At 62.7% G+C, this 18,701-nt stretch carries 21 protein-coding genes and 1 pseudogene; 14 read left to right on the forward strand and 8 right to left on the reverse strand.

Going from position 1 to position 18,701, the window contains the following annotated elements; translation table 11 throughout:
- Nucleotides 1–70: 70 nt before the first annotated feature.
- Entirely contained in the window at nt 71–229 is a 159-nt protein-coding gene (locus X750_RS1000000164500; RefSeq protein WP_023673009.1) for a hypothetical protein, read from the reverse strand.
- Nucleotides 230–407: 178 nt separating this feature from the next.
- Between X750_RS1000000164500 and X750_RS149700 the strand changes: the two genes are divergently transcribed.
- Nucleotides 408–1,379, forward strand: a complete 972-nt coding sequence (locus X750_RS149700) for a glycosyl transferase family 90 (RefSeq protein WP_023747579.1) — start codon at nt 408–410, stop codon at nt 1,377–1,379.
- 20 nt (nt 1,380–1,399) lie between these two features.
- Here the strand turns inward: X750_RS149700 and X750_RS149695 are convergent, their stop codons facing one another.
- Nucleotides 1,400–2,443 carry an aldo/keto reductase gene (locus X750_RS149695; RefSeq protein WP_023747580.1) on the reverse strand — a complete coding sequence of 348 codons (1,044 nt, stop codon included), beginning with the start codon at nt 2,441–2,443 and terminating at the stop codon, nt 1,400–1,402.
- 243 nt (nt 2,444–2,686) lie between these two features.
- Here X750_RS149695 and ppk2 point away from each other — a divergent pair, with 243 nt between their 5' ends.
- Entirely contained in the window at nt 2,687–3,607 is a 921-nt protein-coding gene (ppk2, locus tag X750_RS149690; RefSeq protein WP_023682405.1) for a polyphosphate kinase 2, read from the forward strand.
- Between the two features lie 189 nt (nt 3,608–3,796).
- On the opposite strand, the gene X750_RS149685 is transcribed toward ppk2, so the two are convergent.
- A complete protein-coding gene (locus X750_RS149685) occupies nt 3,797–4,441 on the reverse strand; it encodes a dihydrofolate reductase family protein (protein ID WP_023697456.1) in 645 nt (214 codons plus the stop codon).
- A gap of 110 nt (nt 4,442–4,551) precedes the next feature.
- A complete protein-coding gene (locus tag X750_RS149680) occupies nt 4,552–5,247 on the reverse strand; it encodes a helix-turn-helix domain-containing protein (protein ID WP_023747581.1) in 696 nt (231 codons plus the stop codon).
- A gap of 176 nt (nt 5,248–5,423) precedes the next feature.
- Here X750_RS149680 and X750_RS149675 point away from each other — a divergent pair, with 176 nt between their 5' ends.
- Together X750_RS149675 and X750_RS1000000164505 are read left to right on the forward strand one after the other, a co-directional pair.
- A complete protein-coding gene (locus tag X750_RS149675; RefSeq protein ID WP_023673003.1) occupies nt 5,424–5,750 on the forward strand; it encodes a DUF1330 domain-containing protein in 327 nt (108 codons plus the stop codon).
- 140 nt (nt 5,751–5,890) lie between these two features.
- Nucleotides 5,891–6,655, forward strand: coding sequence for a DUF1629 domain-containing protein (locus tag X750_RS1000000164505; RefSeq protein ID WP_023697454.1), 765 nt, complete (start codon nt 5,891–5,893; stop codon nt 6,653–6,655).
- A 2-nt stretch (nt 6,656–6,657) separates the two neighbouring features.
- On the opposite strand, the gene hemB is transcribed toward X750_RS1000000164505, so the two are convergent.
- The 3 genes from hemB to X750_RS1000000166910 form a co-directional block, all read right to left on the reverse strand.
- Entirely contained in the window at nt 6,658–7,713 is a 1,056-nt protein-coding gene (gene hemB, locus X750_RS149670; protein ID WP_023697453.1) for a porphobilinogen synthase, read from the reverse strand.
- An 88-nt stretch (nt 7,714–7,801) separates the two neighbouring features.
- On the reverse strand, nt 7,802–8,080 hold the full coding sequence (locus X750_RS1000000166905; protein ID WP_245260288.1) for a hypothetical protein: 279 nt from the start codon (nt 8,078–8,080) through the stop codon (nt 7,802–7,804).
- Complete coding sequence (locus X750_RS1000000166910) at nt 8,055–8,306, reverse strand: pyridoxamine 5'-phosphate oxidase family protein (protein WP_245260289.1); 252 nt, start codon at nt 8,304–8,306, stop codon at nt 8,055–8,057. The genes X750_RS1000000166905 and X750_RS1000000166910 overlap by 26 nt, the downstream gene beginning before the upstream one ends.
- Nucleotides 8,307–8,486: 180 nt before the next feature.
- Here X750_RS1000000166910 and X750_RS149665 point away from each other — a divergent pair, with 180 nt between their 5' ends.
- The 3 genes from X750_RS149665 to X750_RS149655 all read left to right on the forward strand — a co-directional run bounded on the left by X750_RS149665 (nt 8,487) and on the right by X750_RS149655 (nt 10,662).
- Nucleotides 8,487–9,524 (forward strand): enoyl-CoA hydratase/isomerase family protein, encoded by a 1,038-nt coding sequence (locus X750_RS149665; protein WP_023697452.1) that lies wholly within the window; start codon nt 8,487–8,489, stop codon nt 9,522–9,524.
- A complete protein-coding gene (locus tag X750_RS149660; protein ID WP_023697451.1) occupies nt 9,521–9,943 on the forward strand; it encodes a DUF6163 family protein in 423 nt (140 codons plus the stop codon). Before X750_RS149665 ends, X750_RS149660 begins: the two co-directional genes overlap by 4 nt.
- A 203-nt stretch (nt 9,944–10,146) precedes the next feature.
- Nucleotides 10,147–10,662 (forward strand): winged helix DNA-binding protein, encoded by a 516-nt coding sequence (locus X750_RS149655; protein ID WP_023672997.1) that lies wholly within the window; start codon nt 10,147–10,149, stop codon nt 10,660–10,662.
- On the opposite strand, the gene X750_RS149650 is transcribed toward X750_RS149655, so the two are convergent.
- Nucleotides 10,663–10,914, reverse strand: coding sequence for a hypothetical protein (locus X750_RS149650; RefSeq protein WP_023693254.1), 252 nt, complete (start codon nt 10,912–10,914; stop codon nt 10,663–10,665).
- 127 nt (nt 10,915–11,041) lie between these two features.
- On the opposite strand from X750_RS149650, the gene X750_RS149645 reads away from it, so the two are divergent.
- The 7 genes and pseudogenes from X750_RS149645 to X750_RS149620 all read left to right on the forward strand — a co-directional run bounded on the left by X750_RS149645 (nt 11,042) and on the right by X750_RS149620 (nt 18,655).
- Nucleotides 11,042–12,295, forward strand: coding sequence for a L,D-transpeptidase family protein (locus tag X750_RS149645; RefSeq protein WP_023682396.1), 1,254 nt, complete (start codon nt 11,042–11,044; stop codon nt 12,293–12,295).
- Nucleotides 12,296–12,478: 183 nt separating this feature from the next.
- Nucleotides 12,479–14,124 (forward strand): annotated as a pseudogene (locus X750_RS01000000162960) (Na+/H+ antiporter).
- Between the two features lie 171 nt (nt 14,125–14,295).
- Complete coding sequence (gene glyA / locus X750_RS149640) at nt 14,296–15,609, forward strand: serine hydroxymethyltransferase (RefSeq protein ID WP_023669349.1); 1,314 nt, start codon at nt 14,296–14,298, stop codon at nt 15,607–15,609.
- Between the two features lie 79 nt (nt 15,610–15,688).
- Complete coding sequence (locus X750_RS149635) at nt 15,689–16,273, forward strand: hypothetical protein (RefSeq protein ID WP_023747583.1); 585 nt, start codon at nt 15,689–15,691, stop codon at nt 16,271–16,273.
- A gap of 135 nt (nt 16,274–16,408) precedes the next feature.
- Nucleotides 16,409–16,903, forward strand: a complete 495-nt coding sequence (nrdR, locus tag X750_RS149630) for a transcriptional regulator NrdR (protein WP_023669351.1) — start codon at nt 16,409–16,411, stop codon at nt 16,901–16,903.
- 2 nt (nt 16,904–16,905) lie between these two features.
- On the forward strand, nt 16,906–18,036 hold the full coding sequence (ribD, locus tag X750_RS149625) for a bifunctional diaminohydroxyphosphoribosylaminopyrimidine deaminase/5-amino-6-(5-phosphoribosylamino)uracil reductase RibD (RefSeq protein WP_023727517.1): 1,131 nt from the start codon (nt 16,906–16,908) through the stop codon (nt 18,034–18,036).
- A gap of 1 nt (nt 18,037) precedes the next feature.
- Nucleotides 18,038–18,655 (forward strand): riboflavin synthase, encoded by a 618-nt coding sequence (locus X750_RS149620; RefSeq protein ID WP_023727518.1) that lies wholly within the window; start codon nt 18,038–18,040, stop codon nt 18,653–18,655.
- Nucleotides 18,656–18,701 lie beyond the last annotated feature (46 nt).

The raw sequence follows: 18,701 nt of genomic DNA on the forward strand, positions 1-18,701 counted from the left end.
ACATCGGCCTGATCACACCGGCATTTTGCCAGGATCCGGCCCGTTTCGCGGGCCGGTGATCCTGTCTTGCCTATTTTTCTGTCTCGGTGTCGGTTTTGGAACTTGCCTCGTTCTCAGGCTCGGCGCGCTCCTTGGCTGCGACCTTGGCGGCGAGCTTCTCCGCCTTCTTGGCGGCCTTCTGCCGGTCGCGCTCTTTGCGTTCCTGACCGTAATTCGGTGGTCGAGCCATATCGTTTCCTTTCGCTGTGCCTGATCCTGCCTAGAAGCATTGGCCGGCAAACACAACAGCGCCGCGAGGGCAGATGCCAGCGGTTCTGGACTTGCGTGATGGCGAACACAATGGTTTAGAAAAGGCTGCGGGACAGTTGCTGGAGCCGCCGCCGACCGATTTCGAATCAAAACGACCGATGGCCACGCTTCAAAGAAACGCACAGAAGCTGATCTACTATGCGCGCAACGCCATGCGCGACATCGCGCCGCCGGTTCTTTTCCGGCGCCGGCTCGGCCGGCTGCTCGATCAGGCCAGGCTTTCCGACGCATCCGTCCGCCAGCGGCTCAATTACTACAACACGCTGCGGGAGCCTTTTAGCCCCAGCCCCGAGGCCGTGCCGGTCAGCCGGCTGCCGTCGGACCGCAGCATGTACTATTACGATCTGAAGGAGTTCACCCGTTATTTCGACCCAGATCTGCGCATCGACCTGGAATTCGGCGACGTCATCGAAGTGCCGAAGATGCCGTCGATCGTCAAGGACCGGCCGATAGCGGGCGACAACAGCAACGGCGTCCTGTTCAAGCTGAACAAGTTCCGTCATTTCTACATGCCGGCCGACGATGTCGCCTTCGCCGACAAGCATCCGCTCGTCGTTTGGCGCGGCGAACTCAACAATCCGATCCGCACCTTGTTGCTGGATGCAGCCCGCAATCTGCCGTTCTGCGATGTCGGCACGCCGAGGGCGACAGCACCTGCGGAATACCGCAAGCCCTATCTCAGCATCGATCAGCAGCGCCGCTACCGCTACATCATCTCGCTCGAAGGCAATGATGTCGCGACCAATCTGAAATGGATCATGAGCTCGAACTCGCTCTGCCTGATGCCGCCGCCGACTTACGAGACCTGGTTCGCCGAGGGGCAGCTCGAGCCCGATGTCCATTATGTGCCGCTGGCGCCCGACTTCAGCGATCTGGCCGAGCGCGTGCACCATCTCGAGAAACATCCGGCCGAGGCCCAGCGCATCGTTGCGGCGGCCAACGCCTATTGCCGCAACTTCGCCGACGAGCGGGCCGAGCAGGCGATCTGCCTGCTCGTGCTCTACAAATATTTCGTGCTCAGCGGCCAGATCGAGCCCGATCCGCAGGTCTGGCGGTTTATCGCGGGCTAGCGGCTTCCGGCGCCCTTAAGTCAGATGACGCTGCGGTCCATAACCAGATCGGCCGGGCCGAAGCGGTCCTTCGCCGTAAACTGCTGGTGCCAGTAGGGATAGAGCACCGGCGGCCGGCTGACGGCATCGAGACGCTGGCATTCATCAAAGGACAGCGTCAGGCTTGCCGCGGCGAGATTGTCTTTCAACTGGGACTCATTGCGTGCGCCGATCACCAGCGAACTGACGGCTGGCCGGCCGAGCAGCCAGGCCAGCGCCACCTGCGCCGCCGAGACGCCGCGAGTGGCGCCGATGTCGACCAGCACGTCGACGATCCGCCACAGCCGGTCCTCGTCGCGGATCGGTGGTTCCGACCAGCCGCCGATCTGGCGCGCCGTCGGACTGTCGCGGCGGTATTTTCCCGACAGCAGGCCGCCGGCGAGCGGGCTCCACACCAAAACGCCAAGGCCCTGGTCGACCGAGATCGGCAAGAGCTCATACTCGGCCTCGCGTGCTTCCAGCGTGTAGTGGATCTGCTGGGTGACGAAGCGCGGCTGGTGCTGGCTGTCGCTGATTCCGAGCGCCTTCATGACCTGCCAGCCGGAATAGTTGGAGCAGCCGACATAGCGGATCTTGCCCTGGGCAACCAGCGTGTCGAGCGCGGAGATGGTTTCCTCGAGCGGCGTCGCGCCGTCCCATTCGTGCAGGAAATAGATGTCGATGACATCGGTCCTGAGGCGCTTCAGGCTCTTCTCGCATTCGCGGATCAGATGATGGCGCGACAGGCCTTCGTCATTGGGGCCCTTGCCGATCCGCATGCGCGCCTTGGAGGCGATCAGCACGTCGTTCTTGCGCTTGCCGCCGAGCGCCTCGCCGATGATCTCTTCCGACAGACCGTTGGAATAGACATTGGCGGTGTCGATGAGATTGATGCCGGCATCGATGCAAGTGTCGATGATGCGCGAGGCCTCCGCGAGATCGGAATTGCCGACGGCGGCGAACGGCCCGCTGCCGCCGAAGGTCATGGTTCCCAAGGTCAGCGCCGAAACTTTCAAGCCGGAACGGCCAAGCGTGCGGTATTCCATGTCAGATCCTCGTAGTTTTGGTGGGGAGGCGGTTTTAGCAGGAAAGGGCGGGGAAGCCCGAAGGGGTCCGCCAATTGTAGGACAATTTGAGCGGCTTGTCGCCATCCCAGGGCGATGGATCGGCAATGCTCGCTGGTTTGCAGTGATGACCGGCTGGCCGGCGGCTTGCAATAAAACCGTCATTGGCGGCCTATATCGAGTCGGCTCAGGGTTTCATGCCAGCCGGCAAGCGGAGCAGTGGAAATGACCGAGTTGAAGCAGAATTCTCCGGCCAGGGATTGGCTGGAAGCCGAACTCGCCGACATGCTCGACGAGGACTATGAGCTTGAAATGTCGGAGCCGGCGCTGTCGCTGGAGATCTCCAAGATCTACAAGAACGCGCATCCGCCGTCGATCGACCGCATGCAGTATTTCCGCGACCTGATCGGCTTGCAGTCGGAACTGATCAAGCTGCAGTCCTGGGTCGCCTACCACAAGAAGAAGCTGGTGGTGGTTTTCGAAGGACGCGATTCCGCCGGCAAGGGCGGCGTCATCAAGCGCATCACCCAGCGCCTCAACCCGCGCATCTGCCGCGTCGTGGCGCTGCCGGCGCCGACCGAGCGCGAAAAATCGCAGTGGTATTTCCAGCGCTACGTGCCGCATCTGCCGGCCGGCGGCGAGATCGTGCTGTTCGACCGCTCCTGGTACAACCGCTCCGGCGTCGAGCGGGTGATGGGCTTTGCCGAACCCGATCAGGTCGAAGAGTTCTTCCGCGACGTGCCGGAGTTCGAGCGCATGCTGGTCCGCTCCGGCGTCACGCTGGTCAAATACTGGTTCTCGATCACCGACGAGGAACAGCAGATGCGCTTCATGATGCGCATCCACGACCCGATGAAGCAGTGGAAGCTGTCGCCGATGGACCTGCAGTCGCGCGTGCGCTGGGAGCAGTACACCAAGGCCAAGGAAGAGACGTTTGCCCGCACCAACATCCCAGAGGCACCGTGGTACATCGTCGAAGGCAACGACAAGAAGCGGGCGCGGCTGAACTGCATCGACCATCTCCTCAAACAGCTGCCCTATGAGGACGTGCCGCACGAAGAAATCACGCTGCCCGAGCGGGTGTTCAACCCGGAGTACGAGCGCCAGGTCCTGCCGCGCGAGCTTTACGTGCCGGAGAAGTATTGAGCACTTTTCCTTCTCCCCGTTTCACGGGGAGAAGGTGCCCGAAGGGCGGATGAGGGGCAGCGCCGGCATCGACGAATTCACAGCCGTCGGACGCTGCTAACCTCCAAAAGCAGCGCTGCCCCTCATTGCCTGCCGGGCATTTCTCCCCGTAGAACGGGGAGAAAGAAGCCTGCGCCTATCACTTCGCCACTACACCCGCTTGATCGTCACATGCGTGGCGAGCGCTGTCGCCACCTGCTCGGTGCACTGGTAACCCAGCTTCAGCATATCCAGCCCGGCAAACAGGCTCTCGCCCCTCCCGAGCAACACCGGCGACACCGCCAGATGCAACTCGTCGATGAGCTTCTCTTGCAGATATTGCCGGATGGTGGAAACGCCGCCGCCGACGCGGACATCCTTGCCGCCGGCCGCGGCCTTTGCTTGTTCGAGCGCGGCGTGGATGCCGCCGGCAACGAAGTGGAAAACGGTGCCGCCTTCCATCACAATGGGGTCGCGCTTGTAGTGGGTCAGCACGAAGGTCGGCACGTGATAGGGCGGGTTGTCGCCCCACCAGCCTTTCCAGCTCTCGTCTGGCCATTCGCCACGGATCGGGCCGAACATGTTGCGGCCGAGGATCCAGGCCCCGACATTGTCGAAGCTGCGGACAGTGAACCGGTCGTCCACATCGGTGGTGCCGCCATCCTTGCCGACCATCTCATGGAAGGTGCGGGTGCCGGTCATCCATTTGTGCAGATATTCGCCACCAACGCCGAGCGGATTTTGCAGGTCCTGGTCAGGACCGGCGCCGAAACCGTCGAGCGACAAGGTGAAGGCATTGACGCGAAGTTTGGACATGGAGACTCCCTTTCGGTGACCAGTTGTGATTTGCAATCAGTATTCAAACTGATTGCATTTTGCAACTAGTATTTTTAGAGGCAAGCCGATCTGTGGAATGCGCAGGGACCTCAAGCCGCCACGCGCTTCGGCATCACCGCAAACGGGCTGAGCCCAAGCCAGATCTGCATCTTGCCGGCGACGTCGAGATCGCCGGTCAGGCTGATCTTGTCGCGTTCCTTGTGAACTGTCGTCAGCCCCATCCAGATCGAGGTCATGGTGCACAGATCGGTCGAGACGTAGAGATCGACGTCGAAGCCCGGATCGTACCAGCAAAGATCGACCTCGCCCTGCTTTTCGACGATCAGCCACCACGATCGTTTTGACGCCGGCAGGTCATGGTACAGGAATTGTATCACGGTGCGCCCGTCCGGCAGCGGACTGGGGTTCAGATTGCGCCGCATGTCCCACATCAGCAGCGACGGATCGAGGTTTTTGAGCGACAGCCTGGCCTCGATCCATTTCTGGCCCCAAAACCCCATCGCCTCGACAACCGGGCGCAAATCCCGGCCCGCCTCGGTCAGCCGGTATTCGAACACGCCCTTCTCGGTCGCGATCTCGGTCCGCTCGACGATGCCGCCGGCCTCGAGGTCCTTGAGCCGTTGCGACAGAAGGGTTGGCGACATTTTCGGCACGCCGCGGCGCAAATCGTTGAAGCGGGTCGATCCCGCCACCAGTTCGCGCAGCAGCACCATGGTCCAGCGTGTGCAGAGCAGCTCGGCGGCCATGGAGAGCGGGCAGAATTGCTTGTAACCGGCTTGTGTCATGTGGTGAGCTCCAAAAGATGTTGCCGGACCTTATTCAGAAAACCTGAGTTCAGCCAGTACAGAAGCTGTACTGGCACCCCCGGTACAGTTCTGTGACTGGAGCGGTCCGGCGCCGCCATGCGAGGCAGCGGTCACGTCACCGGGCAGTCCGGTGCCGATCCATGAGGAGTTGGACAATGACCGCTTACGTGATCGCAGACATCAAGGTGAAGGACGACAAATGGGTGCCGGCCTATGCCGCTTCGGTGCATGACCTCGTCCACAAGCATGGCGGCAAGTATCTCGCCCGCAGCGGCAATGTGAAGACGCTGGAGGGCAAGCCGCTCGACACCAGCCTGATCGCCATCATGGCGTTTCCGTCGGCAAAGGCAGCCGAAGCCTTCACCAACGATCCGCAATACGCTCCGTTTGTGGCGGAGCGCCGGAAGGGCAGCGACAGCCGCTTCCAACTGATCGACGATACCGATCTCGCTGGAACGATCCCTTATTTGCCGAAGGCGTGAGGAAAAGCCGGAACCCGGTGTATCAGGGTTCCGGCTAACCCTTCAGCATTTGCGCCACTTCGGGCGCGAAGCAGGTGGACGGGTACTCTCACGCGATTTAGTCTTGAACTCGAAAGTCGGTAAACTGAGCAGGCGCGCACGTGACCATTATTTCACTCATTGCAAAACTGTTTGCCAACCGGAACCGCCCGCAGAATAGGCCAGCTCAAGTCCCAGAGCGGGTTTTCCGCAAAGAGGCGAAATTCAAGAAACATGGAAAATTCTTCCAGATCGGACCGACATATCGCGGCGGGTCCCATTGTCTTCAGCTGGAAAACGCCCAAGCTTTGGTGCCGCCACCCCGCATACTGCTCGGGCCGACGGAGTTTGGGGGATACGGCTTTCCTGAGTACCCGGAGACGCCCAGGCTACGGCCTGAAGCGACAGCCTATTGCAGGCCACCAAAAGACTTAGAAGATTTTCATTGTTACTGGCTTGTATCCGAGCGCCTGAAGGACGTTCTGCAGTCAGTCGACCCCGATGGGGTCGTGTTTAACGACTGCGACGTATTCTATTTGAGCGGAAAGCCGATCGAACCAAAGCACTACCTTTGCGACATCGTTCGCAAGATTGATGCCGTGGATCTCGAATCGTCGAAGTTTAGGCTTTTGATCGGCGAGAATGGAGGCGTCCACTACGACCGCGCCGGAGGCGCCTGCTTCTATTTCAAGGAGGAGATTGTTGGCGATGCGCATATCTTCAAACAGAAGAACATGGGCATTGTCATTTGCACCCCCAAATTGAGAGAAGCCTGTGTTGAAGCAGGCATCAAGAAGCCCGACTTGTTCCAAGACATGTCGGTTTGCGGGCGTGGTCGGCTGGACTTCGAAACAAGAAATGTCAAAGAGAGTTATGTGCTGGAGTGAATTTATCCCTTCAGCATTTGCGCCACTTCCGGCGCGAAGTAAGTCAGGATGCCGTCGCAGCCGGCGCGCTTGAAGGCGAGCAGGCTCTCCAGCATTGCCTTTTCGCCGTCGATCCAGCCATTGGCGGCCGCCGCCTTGATCATCGAATATTCGCCTGACACCTGGTAGGCGAAGGTCGGCATCTGGAACTCGTCCTTCAGCCGGCGGATGATGTCGAGATAGGGCAGGCCGGGCTTGACCATCAGCATGTCGGCGCCCTCGGCGATATCCTGCTCGGCCTCGCGCACCGCTTCGTCGGAATTGGCGTGGTCGAGATAGTAGGTCTTCTTGTCGCCCTTGAGCAGGCCGGCGGTGCCGACCGCCTCGCGGTAGGGGCCGTAGAAGGCGGAGGCGAATTTCGTCGCATAGGACATGATCGCCACATCCTGAAAACCATTGGCGTCGAGTGCGTCGCGGATGGCGCCGATGCGGCCGTCCATCATGTCGGACGGCGCGATGATGTCGGCGCCGGCCGCTGCCTGGATGACGGCCGCGGCGGTCACCTGTTCCACTGTCTCGTCATTGACGATGATGCCGTCGCGCAAGATGCCGTCATGGCCGTGCGAGGTGAACGGGTCGAGCGCCGCATCGGTGATGATGCCGATCTCCGGCACCGCGTCCTTGATGGCGCGGGTGGCGCGGTTGATGATGTTTTCCGGGTCGAGGATGTGCGATCCCGTCTGGTCGCGCAGGCTGAGTTCAACATTGGGGAAGGTGGCGATCGCCGGAATGCCGAGCTTAGCGGCCCGCTCGGCCTCCTTGACGGCGAGGTCCAGCGACAGGCGGAAGACGCCGGGCATGGCGGCGATCGGCTCGCGCGTGTTCTTGCCGTCGATCACGAAGATCGGCCAGATCAGATCGTCCACGGTAAGCCGGTTTTCCTGCACCAGGCGGCGCGACCAGTCGGCCTTGCGCATGCGCCGCAAGCGGCGGCTGCCGGTGATCTCGTCGACGCTGCGCGCACCGGCGGGCTTTGCCGGTGCGAATTTGTTGCTCGTCGCGGGGGTGAATTTGTTCATCGCAAAAACTCCGGGTCGAGGCGGCTTTTACCACGAGGCCTTGCCTCTGACCAATGCGACACGATTGTGCCAGTCGATAACGCGCTGCTTACGGCTTCGGCGGCCACGCCAGCTCGGGGCCGGTTTTGAAGAACGACACATTGTTGGTGAAGATGCTCTCCGGGGCGAGCCGGATCAGGCGCCCGTCCGGATGGTCGATGTCGGCCACATTGTCGATGAACCAGCGGTTCCAGGTCGCCTCCGGGCCGAGATATTTGTGCAGCAGCCGTTTGAAGCGGTTCGGCGCCATCGCTTCGATGGTGGCGACGCCGCGCAGGCCGAGATGCAGCAGGATGCCGGCCTCATTGTCGAAATGGACGATCTCCACGGCGCAGCGGGTCACGTTCGAGGTGTTTGACAGCACTTGCCCCGGTCGAGCCGAGCAGCCAGATCGCAGCGTCCTCCCAGATGAACCACATCGGCGCGTTGCGCGGCGCGCCGTCAGGCGTCACGGTCGCCAGATTGGCCATCAGCGGGCGGCTGAGAACATCATCCGGGTCGAACTTTTTCGGCATCTCCCAGCCATGGCTCGGCGCTGCGGTTTCAAGCGTCATGCGTTTGTCCCTGCATCAGAAGAAAGGCTGTTTTGCCCGGCAATTTTGCGCGCATTTCTGTCGGGGGCAAAGCACGGTCGCGTTCCCTTGCGAAAATCCAAACCGCGCCCGCCGGTTGACGCACCCATGCGCCACCTTTAGCACTTCAGTCCCGCAGGCGCGGGGAGGGATTCTCTGACGATGGTTTTTGGCGGCGGCGACGAGATCCGCTTCGAACGGTTGGGCAAGGCGGGCGTCGTCACGCTGACGCGGCCGCAGGCGCTCAATGCGCTGACACATCGCATGATCAAGGCGCTGGACAAGGCGCTCGACGCTTTTGAGCGCGATACCGGCGTCGATGTCGTCATCGTCAAGGCCGAGGGCAGGGCGTTTTGCGCCGGCGGCGACATCATGCACGTCTACGAGGCCCGCGCCGGAAAGCCGCCGGTCGAGTTCTTCGCCGACGAATACCGGCTCAACGCCCGCATCAACAGTTACAAAAAGCCCTATGTCGCGCTGATCGACGGGATCGTTATGGGCGGCGGCGTCGGCATCTCTTTCCACGGTTCGCAGCGTGTGCTGACCGAGAACGCCCAGTTCGCCATGCCCGAAGTCGGCATCGGTTTCTTCCCCGATGTCGGCGGCAGCCATCTTCTGCCCGACCTTGGCGGCAGCTTCGGCATGTATCTGGCGCTGACCGGCAACCGCATTCGCTATGGCGATGCGCTGTGGTCTGGCCTGGCCACCCACACCATCAAGGCCGCCGACCAGGCTGCCTTTCTCGATCGGCTCTGCGCCAATGGCGATCCGGAATCGGTGCTGCGCGGCTTTTTCGTGCCGGCCAGGCGGGAGACCGGCCAGCCGGTGCTGGAAGCCATTGCCCGGCATTTTTCCCAACCCTCGCTCGCCGAAATCCTCGAGAGCCTGGAGCGGGCGGCAGGCGCCGACGAGTTTGCCGCCAAGACGCTGGCCACCATCCGCACCCGCTCGCCGACCAGCCTCAATGTCGCGTGGCGCCAGATCAGCGCCGGGCTGACGCTGTCGATGGAAGCCTGCATGAAGATGGAGTTCCGCATCCTCAACCGCATGCTGGCCGGGCACGACTTCTATGAAGGCATCCGCGCCGTCCTCGTCGACAAGGGTTCGACGCCGCAGTGGCGGCCGGCAAGCCTGGCCGAGGTCGACGCTGCTTCGGTGGACGCCTATTTCGCGCCGCTCGAACGGGAGCTCGAACTGTGAGCGAGGTCACGTCGCGGCGCATCGTGCTGCAGCCCTCGGGTGTCGAGATCATCTTCGCCTGGTTCCAGCGCGTCATAGCGGGCTATTGCCTGCTGTTCGGCGTCCTGTACTGGATCCGGCTGATCGGCTTTTATCCCGGCCCGCTGTGGCGCTTCGACCTGATGCCGGTGCACTGGCAGGTCGTGGCGGTGATGCTGGCCGTGTTCTTCCCCTTCGCCGCCGCCGGCCTCTGGATGCTGGCGTCGTGGGGCCCGGTGATCTGGTTCATCTGCGCGGTGACCGAGACCATCATGTATGCCGGCTTCCCCGATCTGTACGGCCACCGGCCGCTGATCGTCTTCTCGCATGCCGCGGTGGCGCTGCTCTACATCGCCTTCCGCGCCGTTATCTGGATGCGCAAGCGCCCCGCGCGCGCCTGAAACGCCGCCCCGCAGCCATTGGGTAAATCTTTAGGTTAATTATCCTTGCTCGGGTGACCGTTCGTTAAGCGTCTTGCGAAACCTATTACCGGTAAGCTCTTGTTAGCCCTAGCGTTTAAGTCGAATTTTATGAGTATTCGATAGTGTCGCAATCAAGGTGAAAAACAAAAAATCACCAGGGCGACAAACGAGAGGCAAAGACAATGATCAATTCGCGTCCGGCGGCGAAGACCGCCAACGTATCCGACGATCGCCGCGAGGCTATCCGTTCGCTTTACATGGAATCGCTGCAGCTGGTGGAGCGTCTGCATCGCCGTCTGCTTGACGTGATCAAGGACGAGTTCGACCGCAACGGCCGTTCCGACATCAATGCCATCCAGGCGCTGCTTCTGTTCAATATCGGCAATTCCGAACTGACCGCCGGCGAGCTGCGCTCGCGTGGCTACTATCTCGGCTCGAACGTCTCCTACAATCTGAAGAAGCTGGTCGATCTCGGCTTCATCAACCACCAGCGCTCGCGCATCGACCGCCGTTCGGTCCGCGTTTCGCTGACGCCGAAGGGCAATGAAGTGGCGGAAGTCGTCGCCGGTCTCTATGAGCGCCATGTCGGCTCGATCGAACAGGTCGGCGGCATCAACAGCGAAGAGTTCAAGCAGATGAACCGCGCGCTGCAGCGCCTCGACCGCTTCTGGAACGACACCATCGCCTACCGGATGTAATCAGCGGGCCATTGAATAGCAGCTGCGCCGGAAGAAGCGCGGCCGGAGGCAAGTCTCAGTCAACAGGCCGGTGCCGAAAAGCACCGGCCTTTTCTTTTTCGAGCCGCCTGCGCTTCCAATTCGGCGCAAAGCCACGTTGCCGCCATATTCGCGGTGGAAGCGAGGGCTGTGGGTATGCGGCGGCGAAAGCTGTTCGCGCGCCTGTAAGGTCGCATCGCCGTCCGCTTTTGACGGCCAGGTGACGCAGGTCATGGTTGGCTAATTGTTAACAGTGCCAACTTTAGAGTGCGGGCGATATCGCCCAACATCGAGCACGTAGCCGAACGCTGCAACAGCCAAACGCTACAAGCCAAACACGACAAGAATGTCTGGAACGTCCATGAGAACCAGCCGCCGCTTTTTCCTTTCCGGAGCTTCCGCGCTCGCCGTTGCCATGGTTGCCAATGCCGCCAGCGCGCAGGATGTGATCGACGATATCCTGAAGTCTTCGAACCGTGGCAATTGGGACGACCAGTTCGACGCCCGCGCCTCCGAAGGCGGCAAGGTCGCCTCGACGCTGCCGATCTTCAGCCTGCAGACGGTCGCCTTCACCGAACAGGCGGTGGCGCAGTATCAGAACATCGTCGCCCAGGGCGGCTGGGGCGAGGTGCCAGCGACCAAGAAGCTGCAGCTTGGCGTCGACGATCCGGACGTGGTGCCGCTGCGCAAGCGGCTGATGGTTTCGGGCGACCTGGCGCAGAGCGCCGGCATTTCGACGTCGTTCGATTCCTACGTCGACGCCGCGGTCAAGCGCTTCCAGGCGCGCCATGGCCTGCCGGCCGACGGCGCCATGGGCAAATACACCTATGCCGCGATGAACGTTTCGGCGCAGATCCGCCTCGGTCAGCTGCAGACCAATCTGGAGCGCCTGCGCGAAAAGGCCGGCACGCTGGGCAGCCGTTATGTGCTGGTCGATATCCCGGCGGCACAGATCGAGGCGGTCGAGAACGATCGCGTCGTGCTGCGCCACACCGCAATCGTCGGCAAGATCGACCGCCAGACCCCGGTGGTCAATTCCAAGATCAACGAGATCATCGTCAATCCTTACTGGAACGCGCCGGTCTCGATCGTGCGCAAGGACATCATTCCGCTGATGCGGAAGAACCCCGACTATCTCAAGGACAGCCATATCCGCCTGTTTGCGCCGGATGGCAGCGAAGTCGATCCGATGACTGTCGATTGGTCGACGGATGATGCCGCAAAATACCGCTTCCGCCAGGATCCGGGTTCCGGCAACGCCATGGCTTCGGTCAAGATCAACTTCCCCAGCCCCGACGGCGTCTACATGCACGATACGCCGCAGCAAAGCCTGTTCGGCAAGATGATGCGCTTCGATTCCTCGGGCTGCGTGCGTGTCCAGAACGTGCGCGACCTCGTCACATGGATCCTGCGCGACACACCCGGCTGGGACCGCCAGCATTTCGAGGCGACCATCAAGACCGGCGAGAACACGCCGGTGCAGGTCGTCAACCCGGTTCCGGTCCACTTCCTCTATGTGTCGGCCTGGTCGACGGGTCCGGGCGTCGTGCAGTTCCGCGACGACGTCTACGCGCTCGATGGCGCCAGCGAACTGCAGATCACCTCTTCGCTCTAAGCTGCTGATCTCCTTCAGGAAAGGCCACCGCAAGGTGGCCTTTTCCGTTCGACATCCCAACAGAAGAAGACTGGTGGCCGCCAGCCATGCAGGCCATGAACACTGCCGGACGTTGCGCCGCAGGCCCATCTGGACGGACTAACGGCAATTGCGCATGGTCCTCAAAACAGCCGGAATCGCGCCATGCAGGTCGCAATCTTCATCCTCGCCGTGCTGGTCTTCGTCGCTCTTTCCGGCGCACTGGTGCGGTTGGTTCGGGTGCCGCTGCCGGTGCTGCAGATTGCCATCGGCGCCGCGCTCGCCTGGCCGGTGAAAGGCATCCATGTCGAGATCGACCCCGAACTCTTCCTGCTGGTGTTCATTCCGCCGCTTTTGTTCGGCGATGCCTATGGAGCGCCAAAACGCGAGCTGATCGCGCTGCGCGGACCGATCCTCGATCTGGCCATCGGGCTGGTCTTCTTTACCATTGTCGGCTTCGGTTATGCCTTGCACTGGTTGGTGCCGAGCATCCCGCTGGTCGTCGCCTTCGCGCTCGCCGCCGTGCTGTCCCCGACCGACGCCGTGGCGGTGTCCTCGATCGTCGACAGAAGCCTGGTGCCGGCGCGGCTGATGCATATTCTGGAAGGCGAGGCGCTGCTCAACGACGCCTCGGGCCTGGTCATGTTCCGCTTCGCCGTCGCCGCCGCCGTGACCGGCAGCTTTTCCTTCGCCGATGCATCGCTGTCCTTCGTCTATGCCGTCGCCATCGGCATCCTGGCCGGCATCGCCGCGTTGTTCATCGCCGCCAGGCTGCTGCAGCTTCTGAATCGCATCGGCGGCGTTCCGGCCGAGGCGCAGGTTCTGGTCATGGTCCTGCTGCCCTTCATTGCCTATCTCGTCGCCGAACATCTGCATGCCTCAGGCATTCTGGCGGCGGTCACCGCCGGGCTTTTGACCGGCGGCTCCGGCGTCTTCCGCTTCCTCGGCGTCTCGGCGCGCATGCAGACGATCTCGCTGTGGACGACCTTGTCCTTCGTCTACAATGGCGCGCTGTTCATCGTGCTCGGCATGCAGCTTCCCGAAATCATTCGCCGCGTGCCGCCCGAACTGACCGGCCATTACCCGATCATCCAGCCGGTCGCGACGGTGATAGCGCTGACGCTGTGCCTGATCGCGCTGCGCTTCCTCTGGATCTGGGTCGGCGACATCGCGGCAGGCCTCAAGGCAAAATGGGGAAAGCGCAAGGCCGAGCCGTTCGGGATGCGTGTGCGGCTTGCCGGCTCGGTGGCGGGCGTGCGCGGCGCGATCACGCTGGCCGCATCCTGTCGCTCCCGCTCGCCATGCCGGACGGCTCGCCTTTTCCCGCGCGCGACCTGGTGATCTTCCTCGCCGCCGGCGTCATCATCTGTTCGCTCGCCATCGCCAGCGTGGCGCTGCCGAAGATAGCGCGCGGGCTGGTCGAGCCGGGCGAGGATGGCAGCGCCATCGAGGAGCGTCTCGCCCGCATCGGCGCCGCCAAGGCGGCCATCGCCCGCGTCGAAAGCATGGCGGGCGCCAGCGACGACGACCAGGGCGAGGTGCCCGGCGCCAGGCTTGCCGCCGCCGAAAACATCGTCGCCGGCTACCGGCGCCGGATCGCCACTTCGGTCGAGGCCGACGACGCCCGGGCAGAGACCCGCGAAGCCGGGCGGCTGGAGCTCGAAATGCGGCTTGCCGGCATCGAGGCCGAGCGCATCGCCGTGCGCGACATGTTAAGCAGCGGCGCGATCAACGACCATACGGCGCGGGCGCTGTTTACCGAGATCACGCTCACCGAAGCCTTGCTGCAGGGGCGGCAGGAGCGAAAATAGCGGTTCAGGGCCGCTCTGGCGCAATCCGGCCAGCAAATTTCGCGCTGCAAACGTGGCGAGGCGAAAACAACTGTGTTAATGGCGCGGCAATGCATGTCGCCCGGAACCGTGCAGCGGTTTCGGGGCAACGATATGCATAGATAAATGCCCCGAACCGAAGGATTTCAGGCCATGGCAACTGCAGCGGCAGCGTCGAACAAGTTCGAATCCTTCTTCGAAACCACGCTGGAAGATGCCGATCCGGAGATCTTCGGCTCGATCCGCAACGAGCTTGGCCGCCAGCGTCACGAGATCGAGCTGATCGCCTCGGAAAACATCGTTTCGCGCGCCGTGCTCGAGGCGCAGGGCTCGATCATGACCAACAAATACGCCGAGGGTTATCCGGGCAAGCGCTATTATGGCGGCTGCCAGTTCGTCGACGTCGCCGAGGAACTCGCCATCGAGCGCGCCAAAAAGCTGTTCGGCTGCAACTTCGCCAATGTCCAGCCGAATTCCGGCAGCCAGATGAACCAGGCGGTCTTCCTGGCGCTGCTGCAGCCGGGCGATACCTTCATGGGCCTCGACCTGAACTCCGGCGGCCACCTGACGCACGGCTCGCCCGTCAATATGAGCGGCAAATGGTTCAAGGTCGTTTCCTATGGCGTGCGCAAGGACGACCATCTGCTCGACATGGATGCGATCGAAAAGACCGCGCATGAGACCAAGCCGAAGCTGATCCTGGCCGGCGGCACCGCCTATTCGCGCATCTGGGACTGGAAGCGCTTTCGCGAGATCGCCGATGCGGTCGGCGCCTATCTGATGGTCGACATGGCCCATATCGCCGGCCTGGTTGCCGGCGGCGTGCATCCGTCACCGCTGCCGCACGCCCATGTCGTGACCACGACCACGCACAAATCGTTGCGAGGCCCGCGCGGCGGCATGATCCTGTGCAATGACGAGGACATCGCCAAGAAGATGAACTCGGCGGTTTTCCCCGGCCTGCAGGGCGGCCCGCTGATGCATGTCATCGCCGCCAAGGCGGTCGCCTTCGGCGAGGCGCTGAAGCCGAGCTTCAAGCTCTATGCCGAGAGTGTCGCCGCCAACGCGAAGGCGCTGGCGTCGAGCCTCAAGGAAACCGGCCTCGACATCGTCTCCGGCGGCACCGACAACCATCTGATGCTGGTCGATCTCAGGCCCAAGAACGCCACCGGCAAGCGCGCCGAGGCAGCGCTCGGCCGCGCCAACATCACCTGCAACAAGAACGGCATCCCGTTCGATCCGGAAAAGCCTTTCGTCACCTCTGGCGTGCGTCTGGGCACGCCGGCCGGCACCACGCGCGGCTTCGGCCAGGCCGAGTTCCGCGAGATCGGCAAGCTGATCGCCGAAGTGCTGGACGGGCTGAAGGTCGCCAATTCCGACGAAGGCAATGCGGCTGTGGAAGCAGCCGTGAAGGCCAAGGTCGTGGCGCTGACCGATCGTTTCCCGCTCTATCCCTATCTCGGTTGACCGCCAGCGGCGCTTCGTCTTTTATCCCGCGCTCTGCGCCGCTTGCTGTCCGGGCGGCGCGGCCTGTGGAGATCTGACGATGCGCATGTTCCATCCTGCCGTTCTGGCCTTCCTCGGCTTGCTTGCCGCTTTCACCGCGTCAGGCCCGATCGCCCAGGAGCAGACGCAGCCGGGCACGGATATCCCGGCCACCAACACCTTTGGCAGGTGGACCACCATCATCGATGCGCTCGACACCGGCCAGGATTCGCACAAGACCTGTGCGGCCTCGACAGCCTTTGTCGACGGCAACGGCAATGCCGGCACGCTGACGCTTTCGATCTCGACTGGCGACGCCCTGCCGCCCGATGCCTATCCGGCGATCATGTTCACCATCGCCAACAAGGAGCTGCCGACCGGCAAGAAGATCGCCGCGACCTTTGGCGACCCCGGCGTCAAGGTTTCCGCGACCGTCTATTCCAATGATGCCGGCCGCCCGAGCTGGACCGTCGACAACCAGGCCAAGACCAGTCTCGCTTTGTTGCGGGCCATGCGCCAGGTCATCTCGCTCGATGTGACGTTCGGCAAGCAGGCTGTCGCCAGCATCCCGATGGATGGCTTCACCAAGGCCTACCGCAACCTCGGAACGTCCTGCGGCTTCCCGACCAAGGACGTCGCCCCCTGACATCTGGCGCGGCTGGCAATTTTCCTCCCGCCTCGCTATCTCTGAGGGCGCCAGCGGCCGTTGCCGAACCTTTGCCGTCCCGGCAAAAACCTCTAAGCCTATCGTTCCGCCGAATCGCCAACCCGAAGGCTCTCCATGCGCTGTCCCTATTGCCAGTCCGAAGATACGCAGGTGAAGGATTCGCGCCCCGCCGAGGATGGCGCGGCGATCCGCCGGCGACGCGTCTGCCCCGATTGCGGTGGCCGCTTCACCACCTTCGAGCGCGTCCAGCTGCGCGATCTCGTTGTGGTCAAGAAGTCCGGCAGAAAGGTGCCGTTCGACCGCGACAAGCTCTTGCGTTCGGTGGAGATCGCGGTGCGCAAGCGCAATGTCGATCCCGAGCGCATCGACCGCGCCGTCACCGGCATCGTGCGCCAGCTCGAAAGCTCCGGCGAGACGGAAATCGCCTCGGGCGAGGTCGGCCGGCTCGTCATGGAAGCGCTGAAGTCGCTCGACGACGTCGCCTATGTCCGCTTCGCCTCTGTCTATCGCAATTTCCGTGAGGCCAAGGATTTTCACGATGTGCTGGGTGAGCTCAAAGGTGACGAACTCAAAGGCGACGAGCTGAAGAGCGAAGAGGACGCCGGCTGAGCATGGCAAGCCAAACGTCAGGGAAGGCCGATCAGCAGGCCCTCGATCGCCGCTTCATGGCCGCAGCGCTGAGGCTCTCGCGCAGAAATGCCGGCCGCACCTCGACCAACCCTTCGGTCGGCACCATCATCGTTCGCGACGATGGCGCCGGCCCGATGATCGTCGGCACAGGGGTCACCGCCGTTGGCGGCCGGCCGCATGCCGAGACCGAGGCGCTGACTGAAGCCGGCGAGTTGGCGCGCGGCGCCACGGCCTATGTCACGCTGGAGCCCTGCGCCCACCATGGCCGCACCCCGCCTTGCGCCAACGCGCTGGTCAATGCCGGAGTGGCGCGGGTGGTGGGCGCCGCCAGCGATCCCGATCCGCGCGTCTCCGGCAAAGGCTATGCCATCCTGCGCGCCGCCGGCATCGAAGTGGTCGAAAAGGTGCTGGTCGAGGAAGCCGCCGAGCAGATGGCCGGCTATTTGATTCGATCCATGAAAAAGCGTCCGGAAGTGACTCTGAAGCTTGCGCTTTCCAGCGACGGCAAGATCGGCAGGCATGGCGCCGGCCAGGTCGCGATCACCGGCGATATCGCCCGCCGCGAAGTTTATCTGATGCGCGCCGAAGCCGATGGCATACTGGTCGGCATCGGCACGGCGCTGGAGGATGATCCCGCGCTCACCGTGCGGCTGCCGGGGCTGGAGAACCGCTCGCCGGCGCGCATCGTGCTCGACCGCCAGATCAGGCTGCCCGAAGCCTCGAAGCTGGTCTCCGGCATCGACCGGGTGCCGCTCTATATCACCGCGAGCCTGGAGGCTGATCCGCTACGGCGGTCGGTGCTGGAGCGTGCCGGCGTGCGCTTCATCGGCACCGAAACCCATGAAGGCGGCATTGCCTTGCCGGAACTGCTCGAGGATCTCGGCGCGCTCGGCATGGCCAGCGTTCTGGTCGAAGGCGGCGCCAAGGTGGCCAGCGCCTTCCTCGCCGAAGGACTGGTCGACCGCATCGTGCTGTTCCAGGGACCGGAAGCGATCGGCGAGGGCGGCATTGCATCGCCCATCGACGCCAACCATATCCCGGCAGGCTTCCGCAAATTGCGCGAGATGCGCTTCGGGGAAGACAGCTATGCCGAATGGGTGAGAGATATCTGAAATGTTCACTGGAATTGTCACCGATATCGGCACCGTCGCGGCCGTCAAGCCGCTGAGCGAAGGCGTCGGCCTGCGCATCGACACCGCCTATGACCCCGCGACGATCGCCATCGGTGCCTCGATCTCCTGCGGCGGCGTCTGCCTGACGGTGACGGCGCTGCCAGATGGCGGCTCGAACGCCCGCTGGTTCGAGGTCGAAGCCTGGGAAGAGGCACTGAGGCTGACCACGGCGTCGGGCTGGAAATCAGGCACCAAGGTCAATCTCGAGCGGGCACTGAAGATCGGCGACGAACTCGGCGGCCACATCGTGTCGGGTCATGTCGATGGCATGGCCGAAATCGCCGAGCGGAAGGATGAAGGCGATGCCGTTCGCTTCACGCTGGAGGCGCCGCGCGAACTGGCAAAATTCATTGCCCCAAAAGGCTCCGTCGCACTCGACGGCACCTCGCTTACCGTCAACAAGGTCGAAGGCGCCCGTTTCGACGTGCTGTTGATCCATCATTCGCTGACCGTGACGACTTGGGGCGAGCGCAAGGTGGGCGACAAGGTCAACCTGGAGATCGACACCATGGCCCGCTACGCCGCGCGACTGGTCGAGGCGGTGAAAGAGGGGCTTTGAGCCCCCCTGGGAAATTAGACCGGGCCTGAGCGTCGGACAAAGCTTG

Origin of the sequence: Mesorhizobium sp. LNJC391B00, assembly GCF_000502535.1 — a bacterium.
Lineage (GTDB): Bacteria > Pseudomonadota > Alphaproteobacteria > Rhizobiales > Rhizobiaceae > Mesorhizobium.

Excerpts from the sequence above, each read along its gene's own strand:
- X750_RS1000000164500 (WP_023673009.1), bottom strand. The coding sequence starts at position 229 with ATGGCTCGACCACCGAATTACGGTCAGGAACGCAAAGAGCGCGACCGG.
- X750_RS149700 (WP_023747579.1), top strand. The coding sequence starts at position 408 with ATGGCCACGCTTCAAAGAAACGCACAGAAGCTGATCTACTATGCGCGC.
- X750_RS149695 (WP_023747580.1), bottom strand. The coding sequence starts at position 2,443 with ATGGAATACCGCACGCTTGGCCGTTCCGGCTTGAAAGTTTCGGCGCTG.
- ppk2 (WP_023682405.1), top strand. The coding sequence starts at position 2,687 with ATGACCGAGTTGAAGCAGAATTCTCCGGCCAGGGATTGGCTGGAAGCC.
- X750_RS149685 (WP_023697456.1), bottom strand. The coding sequence starts at position 4,441 with ATGTCCAAACTTCGCGTCAATGCCTTCACCTTGTCGCTCGACGGTTTC.
- X750_RS149680 (WP_023747581.1), bottom strand. The coding sequence starts at position 5,247 with ATGACACAAGCCGGTTACAAGCAATTCTGCCCGCTCTCCATGGCCGCC.
- X750_RS149675 (WP_023673003.1), top strand. The coding sequence starts at position 5,424 with ATGACCGCTTACGTGATCGCAGACATCAAGGTGAAGGACGACAAATGG.
- hemB (WP_023697453.1), bottom strand. The coding sequence starts at position 7,713 with ATGAACAAATTCACCCCCGCGACGAGCAACAAATTCGCACCGGCAAAG.
- X750_RS1000000166910 (WP_245260289.1), bottom strand. The coding sequence starts at position 8,306 with ATGACGCTTGAAACCGCAGCGCCGAGCCATGGCTGGGAGATGCCGAAA.
- X750_RS149665 (WP_023697452.1), top strand. The coding sequence starts at position 8,487 with ATGGTTTTTGGCGGCGGCGACGAGATCCGCTTCGAACGGTTGGGCAAG.
- X750_RS149655 (WP_023672997.1), top strand. The coding sequence starts at position 10,147 with ATGATCAATTCGCGTCCGGCGGCGAAGACCGCCAACGTATCCGACGAT.
- X750_RS149650 (WP_023693254.1), bottom strand. The coding sequence starts at position 10,914 with ATGACCTGCGTCACCTGGCCGTCAAAAGCGGACGGCGATGCGACCTTA.
- X750_RS149645 (WP_023682396.1), top strand. The coding sequence starts at position 11,042 with ATGAGAACCAGCCGCCGCTTTTTCCTTTCCGGAGCTTCCGCGCTCGCC.
- glyA (WP_023669349.1), top strand. The coding sequence starts at position 14,296 with ATGGCAACTGCAGCGGCAGCGTCGAACAAGTTCGAATCCTTCTTCGAA.
- X750_RS149635 (WP_023747583.1), top strand. The coding sequence starts at position 15,689 with ATGCGCATGTTCCATCCTGCCGTTCTGGCCTTCCTCGGCTTGCTTGCC.
- nrdR (WP_023669351.1), top strand. The coding sequence starts at position 16,409 with ATGCGCTGTCCCTATTGCCAGTCCGAAGATACGCAGGTGAAGGATTCG.
- ribD (WP_023727517.1), top strand. The coding sequence starts at position 16,906 with ATGGCAAGCCAAACGTCAGGGAAGGCCGATCAGCAGGCCCTCGATCGC.
- X750_RS149620 (WP_023727518.1), top strand. The coding sequence starts at position 18,038 with ATGTTCACTGGAATTGTCACCGATATCGGCACCGTCGCGGCCGTCAAG.